Genomic DNA, 22,865 nt, shown 5'->3' on the forward strand with positions numbered 1-22,865 from the left:
CTCGGCGTAACTCAGTGGGGGATGCGTCGGTCACTGCGTGCGCTCGGCGACCAGTACCGGCCGCTCCGGGAGGCTCACGGTCACGGCGGCGCCCGAGCCGAGCCCGGCGGCCTCGTGGGTGGGCAGGTCGGCCTTGACCTCGGTGGCGTCCGGGAGCCGGACGGTGACACGGGTGGCGGCGCCGAGGAAGGCGCTGGCGACGACGCGCGCGGTCCCGGCCTCGTCGGCTCGTACCCGCACCGCCTCGGGGCGTACGAGCACGTCGATCTCGGTCGCGGCGGGCGCGTCCCCGTCGACCGGCAGCCGCTGTCCGAGCACCTCGGCCACGCCGGAGTCCAGCCGCCCCGGAATCCGGCTCATCGTGCCGACGAACTCGGCGACGAAGGCGGTCGCGGGCCGCCCGTACAGCTCGGCGGGCGCGGCGCACTGTTCGAGCCGCCCGGCCCGCATCACGGCGACGCGGTCCGCCATGGACAGCGCCTCTTCCTGATCGTGCGTCACGAACAGCGTGGTGATGCCGAGTTCCTGCTGAAGTCGGCGGATCTCCTCGCGCAGGGTGAGCCGCACCTTGGCGTCCAGGGCGGAGAGAGGTTCGTCGAGCAGCAGCACGCGCGGACGCAGGGCGAGCGCGCGGGCCAGCGCGATGCGCTGCTGCTGGCCGCCGGAGAGCTGGTGCGGGAACCGCTCGCCCTTGTCGGCGAGGCCCACGAGGTCGAGCAACTCGGCCGCGCGGGAACGCCGTTCGGCGGTACGCACCTTGCGCATCCGCAGCCCGAAGGCCACGTTGTCGAGGGCGCTGAGGTGCGGGAAGAGGCTGTAGGACTGGAAGACCATCCCCGCGTCGCGGCGGTGGGCCGGGACCCGGGTGACGTCCTCGCCGTCGACCAGCACCTCGCCGGAGTCGGGGTGTTCGAACCCGGCGAGCATGCGCAGCGCGGTGGTCTTGCCGCAGCCGGAGGGGCCGAGCAGGGCGAGGAGTTCGCCGGGACGGACGGTCAGGTCGAGGCCGTCGAGGGCGACGGTCGGGCCGAACTCCCGTCGAAGGCCCCGGAATTCAACGGTGGCGGCCTTGGCGTCGGCGGCCTTCTCAAGCGTGGTGACGGTCATGGTTCATCCCCGGGAGGCGGAAGCGGAACGGGAGCGCCCGCCGAGCCCGGCGAGCGAGAGGAGCAGGGCCCAGGTGACGAGCAGGCTGAGCACGGAGACGGCGACGGAGAGTTGGGCCTGCGAGCCGCCGACGCTGTAGATCCACACGGCGAAGGGCTGGAAGCCGAGCAGCTGGGCGACGGTGAACTCGCCGAGCACCAGGGCCAGCGTGAGGAAGGAGGCGTTGAGCAGCGCCCCGCGCAGATTGGGCAGCACGACCCGTACCAGCGCCTGCGGCCAGTTCGCCCCGCAGCTGCGCGCGGCCTCGACGAGGGTGCGCACGTCGACGGCGCGCAGCCCGGCGTCCAGGGCCCGGTACACGAACGGCAGCGCCATCACGACGTACGCGAGGACGAGCACTACGGGGAAGTCGGGGTTCTGGAGGGCCACGAACGTCTCGAAGAGCGGGGTGCGGGAGAGGTGTTCGGGGCCCCACTTGAGGACCGTGGCGATCCCGGCGACGAAGGCGATCGGCGGGACGACCAGCGGCAGCGAGCAGATCACCTCCACCACCGGGCGCAGCCTGGGCGCGCCGAGCCGCAGCGCGACCATCGCGGGCACCATCAGCAGCAGGACCACGGCGATGGTGGCGGCGGCCAGTTCCAGGGAGAGCAGCAGGCTGGAGCCGAAGCCGTCGGCGGAGACGATCTGGCGGTACGCGTCGAAGGTGATCCCCTGGTTCGGCACGTCGACCGTGAAGATCACGGACGCGGCGAGCGGGACCAGGAAGTAGAGCCCGGCGCAGACGAGGACGACCCCGCGCCAGGGACGTACGCGTACGGACTTGTTCGCCCCGCGGGCGGGCTTCAGGACCCGAGCGGGATTGTTCAGGCTTCCAGCCATCGCGCGCTCCGTCGTTGCAGGGGCAGGTACACGGCCATGACCAGGCCCGCGATGAGGACCATGTCGAGGCTGAGGGCGAGCGCCACGTTCTCCTGGCCGACCAGGACGTTGCCGGAGATGGCGTCGGCGATCTGCAGGGTGACCAGCGGGACCGCGCTGCCCACCATGGCCGCCGCGGTGGCGTACGCGGCGAAGGCGCTGCCGAAGAGCAGCACGAGGCCGCCGAGCAGGGAGGGCGTGAGGACGGGGAGGGCGATGTGCCGCCAGTACTGGATTCCGGTGGCGCCGTTGTTCTGTGCGGCCTCGCGCCACTGGGAGCGCAGGCCGTCCAGGGCGGGCGTGATGGTGAGGACCATCAGCGGGATCAGGAAGTACAGGTAGACGATGACCAGGCCCCAGAAGCTGTAGAGGTTCCAGCCCTTGTCCTTCAGGCCCAGGTGCTCGGTCAGGACACCCGCGTTGCCTAGGGTGGCGACGAACGCGAAGGCCAGCGGGACGCCGCCGAAGTTGGCGAGGACGCCGGACGCGGTGAGGACCGCCTCGCGCAGGGCGCGGAAGCGGGAGGTCACCACGGCCTGGGCGAGCGGCAGTCCGAGGACGGTCGCGATGCCCGCGGAGACCGCGGACAGCTTGACGCTGCCGATCAGGGCGGTGAGGTAGGCGCCCTGGAGCGAGTCGGTCAGGTTGGCCGTGGTGTACGAGGTGGCGCCGGTCGTCTGGTTCTTGACGGTGAAGGCGCCGTTCAGCATGGCCAGGGCGGGGATGCCGAAGGCGATCGCGACGAAGACGAGCAGCGGGAGCACGGCGAGCCAGCCGGGGGTGCGGCGCCGCCGCCGCTGGGAAGCGGCGGCGGCGGGCGTCACGTCGGCCTCGGCCTCGGTGAGGACGGTGGTCATCCGGAGACGGCCTTGCCCCAGCCCTGCGCGAGGACCGTCTTGGCCTTGGCCTGCTGGGCCTCGGTCGGGAAGCTCGGCGTGCCGGAGACCGCGGGGAGCTTGGCGGCGGCGGTCTTGTCGAGGGTGCCGGCCGTCTGCATGGCGGTCATCAGGGCCGGACGGGCGTAGCCCTTGAGCCAGAGGTTCTGGCCCTCGGCGCTGTAGAGGTACTCCTGCCACAGGCGGGCGGCCGCCGGGTGCGGGGCGCCCTTGTTGACGGCCTGGGAGTAGTACTGGGCGTACTGGCCGTCGGAGGGGATGGCGACCTTCCAGTCGACGCCCTTGGACTTGAACTCGTCGGCGTAACCGGCGTTCAGGTAGTCCCAGTCAATGCTGATCGGGGTCTCGCCCTTCTCGACGGTGGCCGGGGTCGACTCGACGGGCGTGTAGTTGCCGTTCTTCTTCAGCTTGGCGAAGAAGTCCAGGCCGGGCTGGATGTCGTCGAACGAACCGCCGTTGGCCAGCGAGGCCGCGTAGACACCACCGAAGGCCGAACCGGACTTGGTGGGGTTGCCGTTGAGGGCGACCTGGCCCTTGTACTCCGGCTTGAGCAGGTCCTTGAAGGTCTTCGGGCACTCCTTGACCTTCTTGGCGTCGCAGCCGATGGAGATGTAGCCGCCGTAGTCGTTGAACCAGCGGCCCTGCGCGTCCTTCTGCCCCTCGGGGATGTCGGCGAAGGCGGTCACCTTGTAGGGCGCGAGCAGCCCCTGCTGGGCGGCGCTGAGCGCGAACGAGCTGCCCAGGTCGAGGACGTCCGGGGCGCGGTCCTGCCCCTTCCTCGACGTCACGGCGTTGATCTCGTCCTGGCTGGAGCCGTCCGGGTTCTCCACCTCGATCTTGATGCCGTACTTCTTCTTGAAGCCGTCGATCAGGGCGCCGTAGTTGGCCCAGTCACGGGGCAGCGCGATCGCGTGCAGCGTGCCCTCCTTCTTGGCGGCCTTGACCAGGGCGTCGAGGCCGCCGAAGTCCGCGGCGGAGGTCGCGGTGGCCGCGCTCTTGCCGTCGGCGGTGGTCGACTTGTCGTCGGGGGCCGCGCCACAGGCGCTGAGGGCGAGGGCGGCGGCGACGGCGAGGCCGCCGGTGAGGACGGCGGTCCTCGGCAGGAACACGGTCACGGTCTCTCCAGGAGTACGCACGAGGGTTCGGGTAGTGCGGAGAACTTGTCTGAACAAGTTGGCCCCAGTAGGCCCGGCGTTGGTGTCCTGTTCGTAAACTTTGGCGAAACCGTGACCCTTGATTCCCTGCACAATCCCGGCCCGCGCCGATCACGTTCGGATCTCGATTAGGCTGGTCACGCTGTGCACAGCAGTCGAGTCAGAGGGGAAGCATGCCGGCGCGACACGAGGAGATCGCCGACGAGCTGCGGCGCGCCATCGACCGCGAGGAGTACACGGTGGGCAGTCTGCTGCCCGCGGAGACGGACCTCGCGGCCCAGTACGGCGTGGCACGCGGCACGGTCCGCCAGGCCGTCGCGGCCCTGACCGCCGAGGGCCTCATCGGCTCCCGCCAGGGCGCCCGCCGGGTGGTCCTCGCCAGCCGCCGCAGCCAGAGCTTCGCCGAACTGCGCAGCTTCGCCCAGTGGGCCCGCGCGATGGGCCGGGAGGCGACGGGACACGTCGTCGAGCAGGAGCACCGCCCGGCGACCACGGAGGACGCCGGGCGCCTCCAACTCCCCGAGAAGACACCGGTGTTGCACGTCCTGCGGGTCCGCGGCCTGGACGGCGAGCCGGTCCTCCTGGAGCGGACCGTGTACGCGGACTGGATCTCCTCCGCCGTCGAGGCCATCGAGCCCGACTGCCCCTCGGTCACCCAGCGGCTCTACGAGGACACCGGCTTGGTCTTCGCCTACGGGGAGCACGTCATCGACGCGGTGGCGGCGGGCGCGCAGGACGCCGAACTCCTCGGCGTCCGCCGCACCAGTCCCCTCCTGAGGGTCCGCCGCGTCACCACCACCCGCGAAGGCCGCCCGGTGGAATGGTCCGACGACCGCTACCGCTCGGACGCGGTGAGCTTCAGCGTCCACAACTCGATCGGCAACAACGCGTTGGCCCGCAAAACAGCGGAGTGAGGTGGAGCGCCCCGAAGGGGCGCGGGGAACTGCGCGGCCAGCCACAACGAACCCGCAGCCGCCTACGAATCGCCGTGCCCCCTACGTAGGCGACCCCGACGAAAACCGCCGCAGCAACGGAGACAACACCAGCACCGACTTGGTCCGTTCAACGAACGGCTCCCCAGCGATCCGCTCCAACACCCGCTCGAAATGCCGCATGTCAGAAGCGAACACCTGCACCACCGCATCCGCCTCACCGGTGACGGTGGACGCGGCCACCACTTCCTGATACCGCTCCAGCCCCCGCTGAATGGTCTCCGGCGAGGTGTTCCGCCGGCAGTAGATCTCGACGAACCCCTCCGTCTCCCACCCCAGCGCCGCCGGATCCACCCGCACGGTGAACCCGGTGATGGCACCCGTGGCCCGCAGCCGGTCCACCCGGCGCTTCACGGCGGGCGCGGACAGGCCGACCAGTTGGCCGATGTCGGCGTAGGAGCGACGGGCGTCCTCGGCGAGGGCGTGCACGATGCGTTCGTCGAGATCGTTCAGCACTGCGGGTGTTTCACTTTTCTGATGGCGCGAGACGGGAGCGGCGGTAGCCGTAACTGAAGTAGAACACGAGCCCGGCGGCCATCCAGACTCCGAAGACCACCCAGGTGACGGCCGAAAGGCTGCCCATCATCCACACGCACAGGGCGAAGCCGATCGCGGGCAGCACCGGCGACAACGGCACCCGGAAGGTGCGCCGCATCTCCGGGCGCGTCCGGCGCAGCACCACGACAGCCACATTGACCAGCGCGAAGGCGAAGAGGGTGCCGATGCTGGTGGCGTCGGCGAGCTGGCCGAGCGGGATCGCGGCGGCGAGGACACCGCAGAACAGCGAGACGATCACCGTGTTGGCGCGGGGCGCGCCGGTCTTCGGGTGGACGCGCGAGAACACCTTGGGCACGAGCCCGTCGCGGGACATGGCGAAGAGGATGCGGGTCTGGCCGTAGAGCACGGTCAGGACGACGCTGGCGATGGCGATGACGGCACCGGCGGCGAGCAGCGTGCCCCAGAAGGTCTGCCCGGTGACGTTCTTCATGATCTCGGCGAGCGCGGCCTCCGAGTCGTTGAACTTCCGCCAGGGCTTGGCGCCGACGGCGACGGCCGCGACGACGACGTACAGCGCCGTCACGATGACCAGCGAGAGCATGATCGCCCGCGGCAGGTCGCGCTGCGGGTCCTTGGCCTCCTCACCCGCGGTGGAGGCGGCGTCGAAGCCGATGTACGAGAAGAACAGCGTGGCACCTGCGGCGCTGACGCCCGCCATGCCGAGCGGCATGAAGTGCTCGTAGTTGCCGGACTTGAAGCCCTGGATGCCGATCGCGCAGAACAGCAGCAGCGCGACGATCTTCACGGCCACCATGATCGTGTTGGCGCGTGCGGACTCCTTGGCGCCGCCGAGCAGGAAGGCCATGGCGAGCAGTACGACGATCAGGGCCGGCAGGTTGAAGATGCCGCCGTCGCCGGGAGGTGCGGAGAGCGCGTTCGGGATGGTGACGCCGATCGTGCCGGCGAGCAGTTCGTTGAGGTACTCGCCCCAGCCGACCGCGACGGCGGCCACCGACACGCCGTACTCCAGGACCAGACACCAGCCGCAGATCCAGGCGATCAGCTCACCCATCGTTGCGTACGCATACGAGTACGAGGAGCCGGCGACCGGGATGGTGCCGGCCAGCTCGGCGTACGAGAGGGCCGAGAAGAGCGCCGTGAGGCCGGCGATCACGAAGGAGAGGGTGACCGCGGGTCCGGCCTTGGGGACGGCCTCACCGAGGACCACGAAGATGCCGGTACCGAGGGTGGCACCGATGCTGATCATGGTGAGCTGCCACAGCCCGAGGGAGCGCCTGAGCGAGCCTCCCTCGCCCTGGCCGCCCTCGGCCACCAGGCGTTCCACGGGCTTGCGGCGCATAAGGCGTGCGCCGACACCCGGGGACGGTGCGGCGGACTCTGTGCGGGACTGCGGGGGTGCGCCTTGATCGAGCACGCGGTGGCTCCTTCATCGCTGCCGGTCGATACGGCGGGGACCGGCGGCACCCCTGGCAGCAGGGACCCACCGAGCGGGGTCCCCGCCACGCCATGTACAGCGCTTGACCCTACGAGTCCGGGCTTCACGGGCGTAATGCAGCAACCTTGCGCATCTCCGCAAGATCGTTGCGTTCATCGCACCTCGGCGCGTGTTCGTTGCGCGGGGCCTTTCGATGGTTGCGCACGCCCCCGCACGGCGATCCGCGGCAGGTACGCCGACGGCCCCCGTGGGCGCACCACGGGGGCCGTACGACGGTGGAAAGGGTCAGCTCCAGCTGGCGTGCAGGGGCTGGCCCTCCGCGTAGCCGGCCGCGCTCTGGATGCCGACGATCGCGTTCTCGGCGAACTCCTCCAGGGAGCCCGCGCCCGCATAGGTGCAGGAGGAGCGGACACCCGCGATGATCGAGTCGATCAGGTCCTCGACGCCCGGGCGGCCCGGGTCGAGGAACATCCGCGAGGTGGAGATGCCCTCCTCGAAGAGGGCCTTGCGGGCGCGGTCGTACGCCGACTCCTCGCTCGTACGGTTGCGGACCGCGCGCGCGGACGCCATGCCGAACGACTCCTTGTACAGGCGCCCGTCGGCGTCCTGCTGGAGGTCGCCCGGGGACTCGTACGTCCCCGCGAACCAGGAACCGACCATCACGTTGGACGCGCCCGCGGCCAGCGCCATGGCCACGTCGCGCGGGTGACGGACGCCGCCGTCGGCCCACACGTGCTTGCCGTACTTCTTCGCCTCGGCGGCGCACTCGAGGACGGCCGAGAACTGCGGCCGGCCGACGCCGGTCATCATGCGGGTGGTGCACATGGCGCCGGGGCCGACGCCGACCTTGATGATGTCCGCGCCCGCGTCGATGAGGTCCTTGACGCCCTCGGCGGCGACGATGTTGCCCGCGACGATCGGGACTCGCGGGTCGAGCGCGCGCACGGTCCTGATCGCGCTGATCATCGACTCCTGGTGGCCGTGCGCGGTGTCGATGACGAGCGTGTCGACGCCCGCGTCGAGGAGCTGCTTGGCCTTGCCCGCGACATCGCCGTTGATGCCCACGGCGGCCGCGATGCGCAGCTTGCCGGCGGCGTCGGTGGCCGGGGTGTAGAGCGTGGCGCGCAGGGCGCCCTTGCGGGTGAGGATGCCGGCGAGCTTGCCCTCGGCGTCCACGGCCGGGGCGTAGCGGCGGTTTGCGCCGTCCAACTTGTTGAACGCCTCGCGCGGCTCGATGTCGCCGTCGAGGAGCAGCAGGTCCCGGGACATGACCTCGGCCAGCTGCGTGAACCGGTCCACGCCGGTGAGGTCGGCATCGGTGACCACGCCGATCGGACGGCCGTCCTCGTCGACGACGACGCCCGCGTTGTGGGCGCGCTTGGGCAGCAGCGCCAGCGCGTCGGCGACGGTCTGGTGGGGGGCCAGGACGATGGGGGTGTCGAGCACCAGGTGGCGTCCCTTGACCCAGGAGACGACCTCGGTGACGACCTCGATCGGAATGTCCTGCGGGATGACCACGAGACCACCCCGGCGGGCGACGGTCTCGGCCATCCGGCGGCCCGCGATCGCGGTCATGTTGGCGACGACCAGGGGGATCGTGGTGCCCGTGCCGTCCGGGGCACTGAGGTCCACGCCCTGCCGGGAGCCGACCGCGGAGCGGCTGGGGACCATGAAGACGTCGTCGTACGTCAGGTCGTACGGAGGCTGGATGTCGTTGAGGAAACGCACGTGCTGCACATCCCAGTCGATCAGAGGTGGCCCCCGGACAGGTCAGCCAGGGGGAAGAGCACGTACTTCATTGTCCCATGGCGACCTGTATGTGATGCCCGGACAGATCATCCAGGCTGGTCAGGGGGCAGTTGGTCGGATCCTCCAAGCGAGAGGACCACCGACAGCGTGGCGTCGTGCTCCTCGTAGTGCCCGGTGGCCGATTCCAGCACCTCCTGGGCGATCTCCCACTCGTCGGGGCGGGCCTTGGCGTAGTGCCGCCAGCCACTCACCAGGATGACGCGGCCCGGGCTGGCGGGCCCCCAGTCGGGGTCGCCCAGGCAGTCCGCGAGCGCGTCCCAGTTCCGGCCGAACCATTCGGGCAGGTCGAGGGCGCGGACGCAGCGTTCCATGAAGGCCGCCTTGTCCGAGACTCCGCTGAGGTCGAGGACGCTGACCTGCCATCCGACCGCGCGCGCCGCGCGGAACACCTCCGCCAACGGGCCGTCCGTCATCTCAGCACCGCCCTGAACGACTTGTAGTGATCATCGGTGTAGTAGATCTCACCGCCCTGCCCGGTGACAATGCGACGGGCTCCCCGATCGTATGCGCCGGGGGTTTTGACCGTGTACTCGTGGTAATAGCCGCGCTGGTGCTTGGGCAGCATGCCCTCGAAGTTCCCGAAGACGATGCCGTCCCTGGCGTACGGGAAGGGGCCGCCCTTGTCGATGAGGGCGAGCGTCGTGCGGGCCTCGGCGGGAAGCCGGGCCGCGTCGAGCGTCCCCATCCCGTGGGCCCAGGACGGAACCGCCGAACGGGCCGCCGACGGGAGTCCCGTCACCGCACCCGCACCGGCCGACTCCGTCGACGAGCAGCCCGTCAGGAGCACGCCGAAACACAGAAACAGGCCCACGAGCGCCCGGGGCACCCACCGCACCACCACCATGCCGCCGATGCTGCCACGCCCCCCTCCACGCGGCGCGCCGATACCCCGAAGCGCCTCCTGACGGGTCACGGACCGTCCGGGTCCGCCCGGTTCAGGGCGGGTCGGGGAGTCGCGCCCGCTGTCATCAGATAGTCCGCGGCGGACGTGTCCGTCACCAGGCTGGTGACGAGCCCGGACCGCAGCACCGCGTCGATGGCGGCGGCCTTGCGCTGTCCGCCCGCGATCGCCACGACCTCAGGGATGCGCCGCAGCCGGTCGGCCTCGACGGTGATGCACCGCTCGCCCAGGTCACGGCCGACCCGCCGCCCCTCGGCGTCGAAGAGGTGCGCGGACATCTCGGCGGCGACACCGAGGGTGGCGTAGTGGGCGCGCTCCTCCTCGGTGAGCATGTCGTGCACCGTCGAGATGCCGGGCTCCCAGGAGCCGATCGACACGCAGGCGACCGTGACCTTGTCGAAGTACTCGAAGGCACGGGCGATCCCGGTCTGGCTGCGCAGCGCGGCCGCGGTGGCCGCGTCGGGCAGCAGCATCGGCGCGTAGATGGGGTGGGCGTCGCCGCCCGACACCTGCGCGGCGCGCCGTACCGCCTCCACCGACCCGCGCTCCGCGGTCCCGGCGTCATACACGCCCGTCAGCTGCACCACCGTGCACGGCGGGAGCCGGTCGAGCGCCGCCGCCATGTGGATGGTGGAGCGGCCCCAGGCCAGGCCCAGCACATCGCCCTCGTTGACCAGCTCACCGAGCAGGTCGGCGGCGACTTCACCGAGGTTCTCGGGGTCGGGCGACTCCTGGGCCTCGGCCGGGGACTCGACCACGACGGCGTGCCGCAGGCCGTAGCGGGCGCGCAGCGCGTCGGAGCGCTCCGCGTCCAGCTCGGCGGGCACCCGGATCTCGATCCGCACGAGATCCCGTTCGAGGGCGGTCTCCAGGACCCGGGCCACCTTGAAGCGGCTGACGCCGAACTCCTCGGCGATCTGGATCTTGGATTTGCCCTCGAGGTAGAAGCGGCGGGCCATGGCCGCCGCCTGCACCAGCTCAGCGGGTCCCATCCGCATGGCTGACCGGCCCGCCGACATACCCGACACGGCGATCTCCTCACTGCTGTTCACACTCTGGATTCGCCGTTCATCCTTGCAGATCCGGCGTACTCGATCAGCCCTGATGGGCGGCGTTCACGTTCCCGTTGGTCAGTGGTCGCACGCCCACGCCGCATGGGCCGTCGCGCCGTGAGCCTGGGTGCGCAATGCACGTACCGCCTGGGCCGGATCAGCGGCCCCGTACACGGCCGAACCGGCGACGAAGACGTCCGCGCCCGCCTCCGCGCACCGCTCGATGGTGGACGCCGACACACCGCCGTCGACCTGAAGCCAGAGCTCGAGGCCGTGCTTGCTGATCAACTCACGGGTGCGGCGGATCTTCGGCAGCATGATGTCCAGGAACGCCTGGCCACCGAAACCGGGCTCGACCGTCATGATCAGCAGCATGTCGAGCTCGGGGAGCAGATCCTCGTACGGCTCGATGGGGGTCGCGGGCTTGAGCGCCATGGAGGCGCGGGCGCCCTTGGCCCGGATCTCGCGGGCGAGCCGAACCGGCGCGGCGGCCGCCTCGACGTGGAAGGTGACGGAACCGGCACCCGCTTCCACGTACTGGGGTGCCCACCGATCAGGGTCCGCGATCATCAGATGGCAGTCCAGCGGCGTGTCCGTCGCACGGGCCAGGGACTCCACTACCGGCACACCGAGCGTGAGGTTCGGGACGAAATGGTTGTCCATGACGTCGACATGGAGCCAGTCCGCGCCCTCCACCGCCTGTGCCTCCTCGGCAAGACGGGCGAAGTCCGCGGACAGAATGCTGGGGTTGATCTGCACGGCCATGCCCCAAGCCTGCCATGCCCCGGGCCGGTTGCTCTCCTCGGTCCGGCTCCTGGACCGTACCTGAGACATACCGGCGCCATACCTCCGCCATACATGCGCCATACATGCGCCATACATGCGCCGTGCCCGAGCCGCACCGGGGCGGCGCCAAAGCGGCACCGCGACCGTTGCGCGGGTGTCGCGCCCCGCACGGTCCGGGTGCCGCCCGGTTCCTCAGCCGCGGGCGAAGGCCAGCAGGTCGGCGTCGAAGACGTCCTTGAACGGGGCGACCATCGACAGGCCGTGCGGGGCACCCGGGTACACCTTCAGCGTGGCGTCCTTGACGATTTTCGAGGACTTCTCCGCGGCCGCGACGATGGGCACGATCTGGTCGTCGTCGCCGTGCGCGATCAGGGTGGGGATGTCGAACCGCTTCAGGTCCTCGGTGAGGTCGGTCTCGGAGAACGCCTTGACGCAGTCGTACGAGCCCTTGATGCCCACCTGCAGGGACCACAGCCAGAACGCGTCCCGCGTGCCCTGGGACACCTGCGAACCGGGCCGGTTGGCGCCGTAGAAGGGCGCGCTGAGGTCCTCGTAGAACTGCGAGCGGTCGGTCGCGACGCCCTTGCGGATCTCGTCGAAGACCTCCAACGGCAGCCCCTCGGGGTTCGCTTCCGTCTTGAGCATCAGCGGGGGGATCGCGCCGAGGAGGACGGCCTTGGCGACTCGTCCCGTGCCGTGGCGGCCGATGTAGCGCGTCACCTCGCCGCCACCGGTGGAGTGGCCGACCAGGATCACGTCGCGCAGATCGAGGGCCTCGATCAACTGCGCCAGGTCGTCCGCGTACGTGTCCAGGTCGTTTCCGTCCCACGGTTGGCCTGAGCGTCCGTGGCCGCGGCGGTCGTGCGCGATCGCACGGAAGCCGTTTTCGGCCATCATGCGGACCTGGGGATCCCAGGCGTCGGCGTTCAGCGGCCAGCCATGACTGAACACGACCGGCTGCCCCGTACCCCAGTCCTTGTAATAGATTTCCGTGTCATCCTTCGTGGAAATGAAAGGCATGGCATATTTCTTTCGATCGAGTTACGTGCGGGATCCCTGATCGACTGAAATGCATGACAGGAATTTCACGCTACCCGACACGCCGCTTTTCCGCGCGGTACGCCTCCAGCAGGCGGAGCCACACCTCACTCGCGGTGGGGTAGCTGGGCACGACATGCCACAGCACGGGAAGCGGCACTCTCGCGACGATGGCCGTCGTGGCGGAGTGGACGAGTTCCGCGACGCCCGAGCCGACGAACGTCGCGCCCACCACCGTGTCGGTACCCCGGTCGACGACGAGTTTGGCGCGCCCCAGGTAGTCCTCGCGCAGCACATACGTGCCGGCCAGCGCGGCCATGTCGTACTCGACCGTCGCCACGTCGAGTCCCGCCGCGCGCGCGGCCCGCTCGGTCATGCCGGCCGATCCGACCTCCGGGTCGGTGAACGTCACCTGCGGGTTGCCCCGATGTCCGTCGGCGGAGCCCGGCACACCGCTCCCCGCTCCGTCCACCCGCCCGTCCGTGGCACGGGCGGCGATCACCTCACCGGCGATCCGCGCCTGGTACTTGCCCATGTGGGTCAGCAGCGCGCGTCCGCAGACATCACCGACCGCGTACAGCCAGTGCCCGTCCACCGCCCGTACGGCCTGCTCGTCGTCGACCTCCAGAAAGCCGCCGTCGGGGCATCCCACCGACGACAGGCCGATGTCCTGGGTGTTCGGCGTACGGCCGGTGGCGAGCACCAGTTCGTCGGCGACGAGCGTGCTCCCGTCGTCCAGCCGGACAGTGACCTCGCCGCCGTGCGGCAGCCCGACTCCCGTGTCACGGGGATCGTCGCGCCGCACCTCGGTGACCGACCTGCCGGGAAGCAGCCGCACCCCCGCGTCCGTCAACCGGTCAGCCACCATGCGCCCGGCGAAGGGTTCCGCCCGGGCCAGCAGGCCGGTGCGCCGGTACACGACGCTCAACTCCTCGACGCCCAGCGGCTTCAGCCAGGTGGCCGCCTCGCACGCGACCACCCCACCGCCCAGCACCACGACCCGGCGTGGCACCTCGCGCAGATTGGTGACGTCGCGGGACGTCCACGGGCGTGCCTCGCTCATGCCGGGGATCGTCGGCACGGTGGTGCAGGAGCCCGTGTCGATCACCACCGCGTGCCGTGCGGTCAGCACGCGGGTGCCGCCGGCCGCCGTCTCCACCGCCACCGCGCGCTCCCCGGCGAGCCGCCCGTACCCGCGCACGACATCGATGCCGACGCCGAGCGCCCAGTTGATCTGCGAGGAGTCGTCGAGGCCGTTCACGACGGTGTCCCGGCGGGCCAGTACCGCCCGCACGTCCAGCTCGCGCCCCGTCAACAGCGAGGACACACCCGGCACATGCCGTCCGCCGTCCAGCACCTCGGCCGGGCGCAACAGGGCCTTGCTGGGCATGCAGGCCCAGTACGAGCACTCGCCGCCCAGCAACTCCGCCTCGACCAGCACCGCGTCCAGACCGGAGAACTGCGTGGCGTACTGAGCCGCGTTCTCCCCGGCCGCGGCGCCGCCCAGGACGATGACGTCCCACTCGGAACGATCGGGATCCACACGCGCTGCCATCATTCACGCCCTCAAATACGAGAATGGTGAACTCGGAGGATCAGGCGATGGCTCTCATATTGCGCTCGGACGGGGGTTACCACGCCTCGTCCTACTCCGCTCCGGCCTTTTCTCCGAATACGAGAAAGGGTACGCCTTCTGGCTGTTCTCGGCGCTGGGAGAGGTCACGCCGTCCGGCGGATCAGCGCCAGATACATGGCGTCCGTACCGTGCAGATGCGGCCACAACTGTACGTCGGGGCCGTCGCCCAGCGCCGGGACGCCGGGCAGGAGCGGGCGGGCGTCGAGGAGTTCGGCGGAGCCCGCGTCGTAGTGCTTGAGGACGTCGTCCACGACCGCGCGGGTCTCGGCGAGGTGCGGCGAGCAGGTCGCGTACCCGACGACGCCGCCGACCCGTACGGAGTCCAGCGCCGTGCGCAACAGCCCGCGCTGGAGGGGCGCGAAGCCGTCCAGGTCCTCGGGACGGCGCCGCCAGCGGGCCTCGGGACGGCGGCGCAGGGCGCCAAGACCCGTGCACGGCACGTCCATGAGCACCCGGTCGAAGGTGCCGGGCAGCCACGGCGGACGGGTGCCGTCGGCGGCGATGACCTGGTAGGGGCCGGGATTGCCCGCGAGCGCCTTGGCCACCAGGCCCGCCCGGTGCGGCTGCTTCTCCGCGGCGAGCAGCGCGGCGCCGCGCTCGGCGGCCAGTCCGGCGAGCATGGCGGCCTTGCCGCCGGGGCCCGCGCAGCCGTCCAGCCACGCCTTGTCTCGGCCGTCGAGCGGCGCGTTCGCGAGAGCGAGCGCCACCAGCTGGCTGCCCTCGTCCTGGACGCCCGCTCGCCCCTCCCGTACGGCGTCGATGGCACCGGGCTCGCCGCCCTCGCTGAGCCGCACGGCGTACGACGACCAGCGTCCCGGCAACGCGGACTCCTCCCCGAGGACGCCGAGGAGTTCGTCGGCGGTGGAACGCCCGGGCCGCGCCACGAGCGTCACCTCGGGGCGCTCGTTGTCGGCCTCGAGCAGGTCCTCGATCCCGGCACGGCCGCCGCCCAGCGCGTCCCACAGCGCCGAGACGACCCAGCGCGGGTGCGAGTGCACGACGGCGAGGTGGTCCTCGGGGTCCTCGTCGTAGGGCGGCGCGACCTGCTCCAGCCAGGCGTCGAGATCCTGCCGGGCGACCTTGCGCAGCACGGCGTTGACGAACTTGGCGCGCCCGTCGCCGAGTACGACGCGGGCGAGTTCGACGGAGGCGGACACGGCGGCGTGCGTCGGGATGCGCGTCCCGAGCAGCTGGTGCACGCCGAGGCTGAGCACATCGAGCACGGGCGGATCGACTTCTCGCAGCGGCCGGTCCACACAGGCCGCGATGACGGCGTCGTACGTCCCCTGCCGGCGCAGCGTCCCATACACCAGCTCGGTGGCCAGCGCCGCGTCCCGCCCGTCGAACTTTTCCGGTCCCTCCTTCTCGCGCGCCTTCCGCAGCAGCGGCGGCAGCACGAGGTTGGCGTACGCGTCGCGCTCGTCCACGGCCCGCAGCGCCTCGAAGGCGAGCATGCGGACCGGGTCCTTCTGGGGGCGGCGGTAGGGCTTGCCGGGCTTGCGCGGCCCGCGGGACTGCTCAGTCACGAAAAAGGTGCTCCGGATCCTGGATGGTTCGACCCCTCCAGCCTACTTCCGGACGGACGTCGCCGGCCGGACGGCCCACGTGTCCTGGTCGGCCGGCCGCCCGCCGCTCAGCCGCCCGGGATCACCAGTCCCGTCTCGTACGCGATCACGACCGCCTGGGCCCGGCTGTCCAGGCCGAGCTTGGTCATGGTGCGGTTGAGGTGGGTCTTGACGGTGGCCTCGCTGATCCCGAGGCGGTGGGCGATCTCCAGGTTGGACAGGCCCCGGGCGGTCAGCTTCAGCACCTCGACCTCGCGCGAGGTCAGCACGCCCAGATCGGGTGGCGCGGCGTCCCGCGCGGGCCCGTGCTGCCGGGCGAAGGCCTCGATCAGGCGGCGGGTGATGCTGGGTGCGAAGAGGGCGTCGCCGCCGTCGACCGCGGCCACCGCGGCGAGCAGCCGCTCGGGCCCGGAGTCCTTCAGCAGGAACCCGCAGGCCCCGGCCCGCAGGGCTCCGTACACGTACTCGTCGAGGTCGAAGGTGGTCAGGATCAGGATGCGCGGCGCCCGGTCGGGGGCCTCGGCGAGGATGCGCTCGGTGGCCTCGATGCCGTTCACACCGGGCATGCGGATGTCCATGAGGATCACATCGGGGCGGGTCCTCGCGGCCAGCCGCACGGCCTCCGCGCCGTCCGCCGCCTCCCCCACGACCTCGAACCCGGGCGCCGCGTCCAGCAGGCCCACGAGCCCGGCGCGGATGAGGAACTGGTCGTCGACGACGAGCACTCTGGTCATCTCCTACGGTCGTCCCCCCGCCAGGTGGCCGATGCCGAGGTCGGCAGAGCCAGCTCGACCGCGAAGCCTCCCTCGGCGCGCGGGCCGAGGCTGAGTGTCCCGCCGTAGAGCTTGGCCCGCTCGCGCATGCCGATCAAGCCGTGCCCGGTGCCCGTCGGGACCGTGTCCGGAATCACCCCCTCTCCGTCGTCCGTGACGGAGACCGTCAACTCGTGCTGCCCGTAACCGAGTGCCACGCGCGCGTGTGCCCGTCCGGCGTGCTTGAGGACGTTGGTGAGGGCCTCCTGGACGACGCGGTAGGCGCACAGTTCGACGCCCGGCGCGAGTGGGCGCGGTGTGCCCTCGACGGCCAGCTCGACCGGGACGCCGCCGGCCCTGACCCGGTCGACCAGCTCCGCCAGCCGGGCCAGGGTGGGCATCGGGGCCCCGTCGGGTGCCCGCGGGTCCTCCTCGCGGAGCAACTGGAGCATGCGTCTGAGCTCCTCCAGCGCGTCGCCGCTGGAGTCCGCGATGGTGCCCAGCGCGCCACGGGCCTTGGCCGGATCGGAGTCGAAGACGAACCGGGCCAGGCCCGCCTGCACGGAGATCACCGACATGTGGTGCGCGACCACGTCGTGCAGCTCCCGCGCGATCCGCCCACGCTCGTCGGCGACCGCACGCCGGGCCCGCTCGGTCTGCTCCTCACGCAGTCTGCGGGTGAGTTCGGCGGAGTGCCGGGTCAGGGTGCCGAACCGCACCAGCACCGAGCAGTACAGCAGCGCCTGCCCCAGGACGACCGCCATCGACGGGCTGTGGCCGACCAGCCCGCCGTAGCCCCAGACCGCGACCGCGCAGGCCGCGCAGACGACGGCGATCCGGGGCGGACGGTGCGCCGCGACCGTGTACAGGGCGAGCATGGGGCCGAACAAGCACGCCACGGGCCAGTAGCCGAAGGAGACGTAGGCGATCGAGGCGGCCTGTACGGCGGCGAAGACGGGGAGCGGCCACCTGCCGCGCAGGGCGACCGGCAGCTGCGCGAGGGCGATCAGGACGTGGGCGCGCCCGTCGGGTTCGGGCCAGCCCTGCGCCGCCCTCGACACATGCCCCAGCAGCATGGCCACCCCGGTCATGGCGAGCGCGATCAGTGTGTCGACGACGAACGGCCGAGGCGTCCTCAGGCGCATCGCCGCAGCCTAGTCCCGGATCCCGGACGGTGCGTCAACTTCTGGTGTTACCACCGGAGTTGTACAACCTCACGGCTACCGCGCTCGGTGGGGCGGGAGTTCCACCCGCCGCGGGACGCGCCGGCCGTGGCACCGCTCCTACCGTCAGGCACAGCGGCACCGCCGATCGAGCGGAGCCACACGGCCCGTGGGCTGTTCGGGGTTCCCGGCCGGGGACCCGGCCCAGGGCCTAAGGAGCCCGCATGACCCTGCGCAAGCACATCGCCCTGGCCACGGCCGCCCTCGCCCTGGGCAGCGGCCTCGCCGTACTGCCCGCGACCGGGGCGTCGGCGACGACGTACACCTGCGACTACAGCACCGACGGCTACTGGGCATACGCCGGCCACTACTCGGGGACCACCGTGCAGCCTTCGAGCACCGGGGTGTCGTCCGCGGGCATCGAGGCACAGTGCCTGCTCGACCTGGCGGGCTTCAGCCCCGGCACCATCGACGGAGTCTTCGGCACCAAGTCCCAGGCGGCGGCCGCGGACTTCCAGCGGCTGGCCAACAAGTACTACGGGGTCACCCTCACGGTGGACGGCAAGGTCGGCCCGAAGACCTGGCCGGTGCTGCGCGCCCACGCCTTCTGATCCCTCCCGGCCGGCCGGGAGCCCGATGGCCCGCACCCCCGGGGGAGGTGCGGGCCATCGCCGTACGACCGCGTGTCAGGCCCCGAGCCGCTCCCCGGAGGCGATGCGCACCCCGCGGGCCCAGTCGGCCGCGCGCATCGGCTTCTTGCCCTGGGCCTGGACCCAGAGCAGTTCCACGGCGTACGAGCCGGTCCCGACGTACACGTTGTTCTTGCCGACGGACAGTTCGCCCGGGGCGAGGTCGGTGCGCTCGGGCACGGGCGTGGCGTGGATGAGCTTGAGCCGCTCGCCGCGGAAGACGGTCCAGGCGCCGGGCGCGGGCGTGCACCCGCGCACCATCCGGTCGACGCGCAGCGCCGGTGCGGACCAGTCGACGTGGGCGTTCTCGACAGTGATCTTCGGCGCCAGGGTGATGCCGTCGGCAGGCTGCGGTACGGCCTTCAGTGTGCCGTCCTCGATGCCGTCCATCGTCGCGACGAGCAGGCCGGAACCGGCGAAGGCGAGCCGGGTGAGCAGGTCCCCGCTGGTGTCGGTGCGCCGGATCTCCTCGGTGACGGTCCCGTACACCGGCCCCGAGTCGAGCCCCTCCTCGATGAGGAAGGTGGAGGCACCGGTGATCTCGTCCCCCGCCATGATCGCGTGCTGCACGGGGGCGGCGCCGCGCCAGGCGGGTAGCAGGGAGAAGTGCAGATTGACCCATCCGTGGGCGGGCACGTCGAGGGCGACCCGGGGCAGCAGCGCCCCGTACGCCACCACGGGGCACGCGTCGGGCCCGATCTCCCTCAGCCGGGTCAGAAAGTCCTCGTCCCGCGGCTTGACCGGCTTCAGCACCTCGATGCCGGCCTCCTCCGCCCGCTCGGCGACCGGACTCGCGACAAGCCGCCGTCCCCGGCCGGCGGGCGCGTCGGGCCGCGTGACCACGGCGGCCACCTCGTGCCGCCCGGAGGCGATCAGGGCGTCCAGTGCGGGAACGGCGACCTCGGGGGTACCTGCGAAGACGAGCTTCATGGGTGGCGGCTGGCCTCTCGGGCGGGAACGCTTCAGGGCCCTGCACGCCCGCCGGTCCGGACGGGGTACGGGGCAGCGCACCAGTCTATGCGGCGCGAGGGCTCGGCGGCTCGGGGGTTCGGGGGTCAGACGGGCGGCACGTCGAACACACGAACAGATACCGAAGACCGAGGCGAGACAACAGCGCACCGGGGGCGTACGCCCCCGGACGCGCCCTGTGCATATGCCCTTACGCCCCCACAGCGTGACCACTCACCCGCAAACGCGTTGGTCAAGTGAGAGTTGACCACAACGGGCCGCGATCGCGGCCCGATCCTTTTCAACGCCGGTTCGAGAGGCTTGTTCATGGCCGACCACGCAACCCACGACGCCCAGGCTCGGGCCAGCCTGCACTTGCTGGTGCGGGACATCGAGCGGGTCCGCCGGCAGGTGGACGCACTGCGCACGCTCACCGCACAACTGGGCAATGTCTACCGCCCGCGCCGCTCCGGCCCCTCCGCGGGCTTCGTCGTCTACGGACGCGCCCCCGCCCCGACCGTCCGCCTCGCCCAGGAGCTGCGGGACAGCGTCGAGACCCTGGTCACGGCCGCCGTGGACTTCGACCGCTCCCTGGGCTTCTCCTGGGACGCGGTGGGCTCCGCCCTCGGGGTCACCAAGCAGGCGGTGCACCGCCGTTACGGCGCCCGCCGCGCCGCCGCGCAGGCCGCCGCCGAGGCCGAGCGCTCCACGGAGACCTCGGGCACCCGCACGGTCGCCGTCAACACGGGCATCCCCACGGTGCCGACGGTCCCCGCCGCCCGCTCCATGCCGACCCAGCCGACCGCGGGCAGCCCCACCCTGCGCGACGAGGTCAGGCCCACGGCGTTCCCGGGCCCCCGCAACGGCTGAACCCCACCTCTCGCCTGCCTCCCGGCACCATCGAAGCCGGGAGGCGGCCCAGGTCGGGGCGGCCTGGACGGGGGCGGACCGACGCTCGTCACCCGATGTCCGGCGGATCGATCCGAATCCGTACGGGCTCACTCACGCCCCGCGCCATCCGCGCCGCCTGGGCGGCCTTCAGCGCGGCCGCCAGCGCCGCCCCGCTCCCCGGCGGCACCCGAACGAGCGCCCGCTCCCACTGCTCCCCCGGCGGCGGCGCCCCCACCCGCCGCGGTCCCCCGGCCTGCGTGACGGGCAGCGGCACCGGCCCCAGCACCTCCGCGTCGCCCGGAAGCTCGACCACGGCGAGGAACCCGGCGAGCGCCTCCGCCGTACCCGACACGGCCGCCATCCGGGACACCGGCGGGAATCCGAGCTCGGCCCGCTCGGCGAGCTCCCGCACCGCGTGTCCGACGGGATCCCACCGTACGAGCGCCTGCACGGGTCGCAGGGTCGGCTCCGCGACGACCACGACCGTGCCCCCCGCCCCCTGCCCGCGGACCAGCGCCGCCGCGCCGATCCACCGTCGCAGCGCGTCCTCGCCGGCCCGCAGATCGGGCCGCGACAGCATCGTCCAGCCGTCGAGCAGCAACGCGGCCGCGTACCCGCCCTCGGCGACGGGCTCGGCCCCCGGCGTGCTCACGACGAGCGCGGGCGCACCCGGGACCGTGTCGAGCACCTGCTCGCGTCCCGACGTCCGCACGGGCACGGCCGGAAACGCCCGCCCCAGCTCCTCCGCGGTCCGCCGCGCGCCCACGACCTGGGCCCGCAGTCGGAACCCACCGCACTCGGGACAGTGCCAGGCCGCCTCGTCCCGCCCGCACCACGTGCACAGCAGCGCCCCGGCGTCCCGCGCCTCCAGCGGTCCCGCGCAGTGCCGGCAGCGGGCCGGCGCCCGGCACTGCGCACAGGCCATCCGCGGTACGTACCCACGCCGCGGGACCTGCACCAGTACGGGCCCGTGCCGCAGGCCGTCCCTCACCACCTGCCAGGCGAGGGTCGGCAGCCGGGCGGCCCGCGCCGCCTCGTCCCGCGCGAGGTCCCCGTCTCCCACGGTCCGCACGAGCGGCGCGCTCGCCCGCACCTGCTCCCGCTCGGCGACCAGCGGCAGCGCCCACCCGCTCTCGACCAGCTGCGCCGCCTCGACCGTGCAGCCCCAACTCCCCAACAGGAAAGCGCACTTGTCATGGGCGGCCCGCAGCAGCAGCACTTCCCGGGCATGCGGCTGCGGCGCGTGCTGCTCGCTGTGGCTGTCGTCGCCGTCGTCCCAGATGACGACGAGTCCCAGATCCCGTACGGGCGCGAACATGGCGGCCCGGGTCCCCACGACGGCCCGTACGGACCCACGCCGCACGGCCAGCCACTCGCGATACCGCTTCTCGGGCCCGGCCTCGGCCGTGAGCACCGCGTGCTGCCCCTCCCCCAGTACGGCGGACAGCGCGGCGTCCACCCGTGTGACGGCCCGGCCGTCCGGGACGACGACGAGCGCGCCCCGCCCCGAGGCGAGCGTCGCGCCCACGGCTCTGGCGATCTCCTCGGCCCAGCCGGGCCCCGGCAACGCGTTCCACACGGCCCGCGGTGCCCCGCCCGCGGCGAGCGACTCGAGGAAAGCCGCCCCCCGCCCGTATCGCGTCCAGGAACCGGTCTCGGGTATGCCGGGCGGAGGAAGCGGCGCGGGCGAGGGCTTCTGTTCGGCCCGCGCGTTGCGCGGCGGGACGGCGAGCTGCAGCACGTCCGCGAGGCTCCCCGCGTACCGGTCGGCGACGGCGCGCGCGAGCCCCAGCAGCTCGGGCCCGAGCACGGGCTCGGGCGACACGACCTGCGCGAGCGCGGCGAGCGGCCCGGAGTAGTCGGACTCGGCGAGCCGCTCGACGAGGAACCCGTCGATCAGCCCCCCGCCCTCACGCCGGCCGTCCCGCACCCGGTGCCGCCCGGCCCCGAACCGCACCCGGACCCGCACGCCCGGCTGCGCCTCGGCGTCCAGCTCGGCGGGCACGGCGTAGTCGAAATACCGGTCGAGGTGCAGCACACCCTTGTCGACGAGGACCCGTGCGACAGGCAGCTCCTCGGCGAGCTTCGCCCCCCGCCACGTCCGCGGCTTCGCCTTGGGGGCCCTGGCCTGCCGCACCCCTTCCCGAATCAACGCAAGCTGCTCGGGCGGCGCGCCCTCCGCGCCACCCTCACCCCACCCGTTCGCGCTGCTCACAGCAACATTCCTACCAGACCCCACTGACACCGCCGCGCGCCCGAGATCAGACCGGCCACGGATCACGAACGCCCCGAGGGCGCTTCTGCCATGGGCCACTCGGCCATACCGGTCCAAGGACCGGCAGCAGGATTCGAACCTGCGAGGGGATCACCCGGAAGTATCCGCGACCATCGCACCGGACGCCACGGCGTCAGTTCTCCCGAGTTCCAAGCGGCAGCGGACCATGATCCAGAATCACCGCGCGCCCTGGGCGCACTCCACCGAAGTAACCGCGGCCATCGCACCGGGAGACCCCGACCCTACGAACCCCGACCCCACCCGCACCACCGATTTACCCACCCGCCGCGCCCGGCCCCTCGCGGACTCCCGCCGGGAAACGGTGAGGCCCGGCGC

Annotated in this window: 21 protein-coding genes; 3 read left to right on the forward strand and 18 right to left on the reverse strand. The window is 71.9% G+C overall.

Features of this window, described 5'->3' with window-relative positions:
- Positions 1–30 precede the first annotated feature (30 nt).
- The 4 genes from KVT44_RS05795 to KVT44_RS05810 are packed head-to-tail and all read right to left on the reverse strand — an operon-like array spanning position 31 to position 4,039.
- On the reverse strand, positions 31–1,107 hold the full coding sequence (locus tag KVT44_RS05795) for an ABC transporter ATP-binding protein (protein WP_217566318.1): 1,077 nt from the start codon (positions 1,105–1,107) through the stop codon (positions 31–33).
- A 3-nt stretch (positions 1,108–1,110) separates the two neighbouring features.
- Positions 1,111–1,989: an ABC transporter permease gene (locus KVT44_RS05800; RefSeq protein WP_190173402.1), complete on the reverse strand. Its 879-nt coding sequence runs from the start codon at positions 1,987–1,989 to the stop codon at positions 1,111–1,113.
- Positions 1,974–2,885, reverse strand: a complete 912-nt coding sequence (locus KVT44_RS05805; RefSeq protein ID WP_217566319.1) for an ABC transporter permease subunit — start codon at positions 2,883–2,885, stop codon at positions 1,974–1,976. The genes KVT44_RS05800 and KVT44_RS05805 overlap by 16 nt, the downstream gene beginning before the upstream one ends.
- A complete protein-coding gene (locus KVT44_RS05810) occupies positions 2,882–4,039 on the reverse strand; it encodes an ABC transporter substrate-binding protein (protein WP_099923800.1) in 1,158 nt (385 codons plus the stop codon). The genes KVT44_RS05805 and KVT44_RS05810 overlap by 4 nt, the downstream gene beginning before the upstream one ends.
- A gap of 212 nt (positions 4,040–4,251) precedes the next feature.
- On the opposite strand from KVT44_RS05810, the gene KVT44_RS05815 reads away from it, so the two are divergent.
- The gene (locus tag KVT44_RS05815; RefSeq protein ID WP_217566320.1) at positions 4,252–4,992 is read left to right on the forward strand and encodes a GntR family transcriptional regulator; all 741 of its coding nucleotides are present in this window, start codon (positions 4,252–4,254) and stop codon (positions 4,990–4,992) included.
- An 81-nt stretch (positions 4,993–5,073) separates the two neighbouring features.
- Here the strand turns inward: KVT44_RS05815 and KVT44_RS05820 are convergent, their stop codons facing one another.
- The 12 genes from KVT44_RS05820 to KVT44_RS05875 all read right to left on the reverse strand — a co-directional run bounded on the left by KVT44_RS05820 (position 5,074) and on the right by KVT44_RS05875 (position 17,708).
- Positions 5,074–5,526 (reverse strand): Lrp/AsnC family transcriptional regulator, encoded by a 453-nt coding sequence (locus KVT44_RS05820; RefSeq protein ID WP_015661832.1) that lies wholly within the window; start codon positions 5,524–5,526, stop codon positions 5,074–5,076.
- 10 nt (positions 5,527–5,536) lie between these two features.
- Positions 5,537–7,003: an amino acid permease gene (locus tag KVT44_RS05825; RefSeq protein WP_054236818.1), complete on the reverse strand. Its 1,467-nt coding sequence runs from the start codon at positions 7,001–7,003 to the stop codon at positions 5,537–5,539.
- A gap of 306 nt (positions 7,004–7,309) precedes the next feature.
- Complete coding sequence (locus tag KVT44_RS05830; protein WP_180293282.1) at positions 7,310–8,752, reverse strand: GuaB1 family IMP dehydrogenase-related protein; 1,443 nt, start codon at positions 8,750–8,752, stop codon at positions 7,310–7,312.
- Between the two features lie 107 nt (positions 8,753–8,859).
- Complete coding sequence (locus tag KVT44_RS05835) at positions 8,860–9,246, reverse strand: barstar family protein (protein ID WP_099923797.1); 387 nt, start codon at positions 9,244–9,246, stop codon at positions 8,860–8,862.
- Positions 9,243–9,674 carry a ribonuclease domain-containing protein gene (locus KVT44_RS05840; protein WP_308313930.1) on the reverse strand — a complete coding sequence of 144 codons (432 nt, stop codon included), beginning with the start codon at positions 9,672–9,674 and terminating at the stop codon, positions 9,243–9,245. The genes KVT44_RS05835 and KVT44_RS05840 overlap by 4 nt, the downstream gene beginning before the upstream one ends.
- Positions 9,675–9,742: 68 nt before the next feature.
- Positions 9,743–10,786: a sugar-binding transcriptional regulator gene (locus KVT44_RS05845; RefSeq protein WP_099923795.1), complete on the reverse strand. Its 1,044-nt coding sequence runs from the start codon at positions 10,784–10,786 to the stop codon at positions 9,743–9,745.
- 78 nt (positions 10,787–10,864) lie between these two features.
- Positions 10,865–11,551, reverse strand: coding sequence for a ribulose-phosphate 3-epimerase (rpe, locus tag KVT44_RS05850; RefSeq protein WP_099923794.1), 687 nt, complete (start codon positions 11,549–11,551; stop codon positions 10,865–10,867).
- Between the two features lie 213 nt (positions 11,552–11,764).
- A complete protein-coding gene (locus KVT44_RS05855) occupies positions 11,765–12,592 on the reverse strand; it encodes an alpha/beta fold hydrolase (protein WP_190173400.1) in 828 nt (275 codons plus the stop codon).
- Positions 12,593–12,662: 70 nt separating this feature from the next.
- Positions 12,663–14,165 carry an NAD(P)/FAD-dependent oxidoreductase gene (locus KVT44_RS05860; RefSeq protein WP_099925807.1) on the reverse strand — a complete coding sequence of 501 codons (1,503 nt, stop codon included), beginning with the start codon at positions 14,163–14,165 and terminating at the stop codon, positions 12,663–12,665.
- Between the two features lie 164 nt (positions 14,166–14,329).
- Positions 14,330–15,772: an RsmB/NOP family class I SAM-dependent RNA methyltransferase gene (locus KVT44_RS05865; RefSeq protein WP_190173399.1), complete on the reverse strand. Its 1,443-nt coding sequence runs from the start codon at positions 15,770–15,772 to the stop codon at positions 14,330–14,332.
- 107 nt (positions 15,773–15,879) lie between these two features.
- Positions 15,880–16,545: a response regulator transcription factor gene (locus tag KVT44_RS05870; RefSeq protein ID WP_190173398.1), complete on the reverse strand. Its 666-nt coding sequence runs from the start codon at positions 16,543–16,545 to the stop codon at positions 15,880–15,882.
- On the reverse strand, positions 16,542–17,708 hold the full coding sequence (locus tag KVT44_RS05875; protein WP_217566322.1) for a sensor histidine kinase: 1,167 nt from the start codon (positions 17,706–17,708) through the stop codon (positions 16,542–16,544). Before KVT44_RS05875 ends, KVT44_RS05870 begins: the two co-directional genes overlap by 4 nt.
- 242 nt (positions 17,709–17,950) lie before the next feature.
- On the opposite strand from KVT44_RS05875, the gene KVT44_RS05880 reads away from it, so the two are divergent.
- Entirely contained in the window at positions 17,951–18,337 is a 387-nt protein-coding gene (locus tag KVT44_RS05880) for a peptidoglycan-binding protein (protein WP_190173397.1), read from the forward strand.
- A gap of 75 nt (positions 18,338–18,412) precedes the next feature.
- On the opposite strand, the gene fmt is transcribed toward KVT44_RS05880, so the two are convergent.
- A complete protein-coding gene (gene fmt, locus KVT44_RS05885) occupies positions 18,413–19,345 on the reverse strand; it encodes a methionyl-tRNA formyltransferase (protein WP_190173396.1) in 933 nt (310 codons plus the stop codon).
- 345 nt (positions 19,346–19,690) lie between these two features.
- On the opposite strand from fmt, the gene KVT44_RS05890 reads away from it, so the two are divergent.
- Entirely contained in the window at positions 19,691–20,233 is a 543-nt protein-coding gene (locus KVT44_RS05890) for a hypothetical protein (RefSeq protein ID WP_067366048.1), read from the forward strand.
- An 88-nt stretch (positions 20,234–20,321) separates the two neighbouring features.
- Here KVT44_RS05890 and KVT44_RS05895 read toward each other — a convergent pair whose 3' ends face one another.
- Positions 20,322–22,469, reverse strand: coding sequence for a primosomal protein N' (locus KVT44_RS05895; protein WP_217566323.1), 2,148 nt, complete (start codon positions 22,467–22,469; stop codon positions 20,322–20,324).
- Positions 22,470–22,865: the final 396 nt, after the last annotated feature.

The sequence above is a fragment of the Streptomyces sp. GbtcB7 genome, from assembly GCF_019091445.1.
Classification (GTDB): Bacteria; Actinomycetota; Actinomycetes; order Streptomycetales; family Streptomycetaceae; genus Streptomyces; species Streptomyces mirabilis.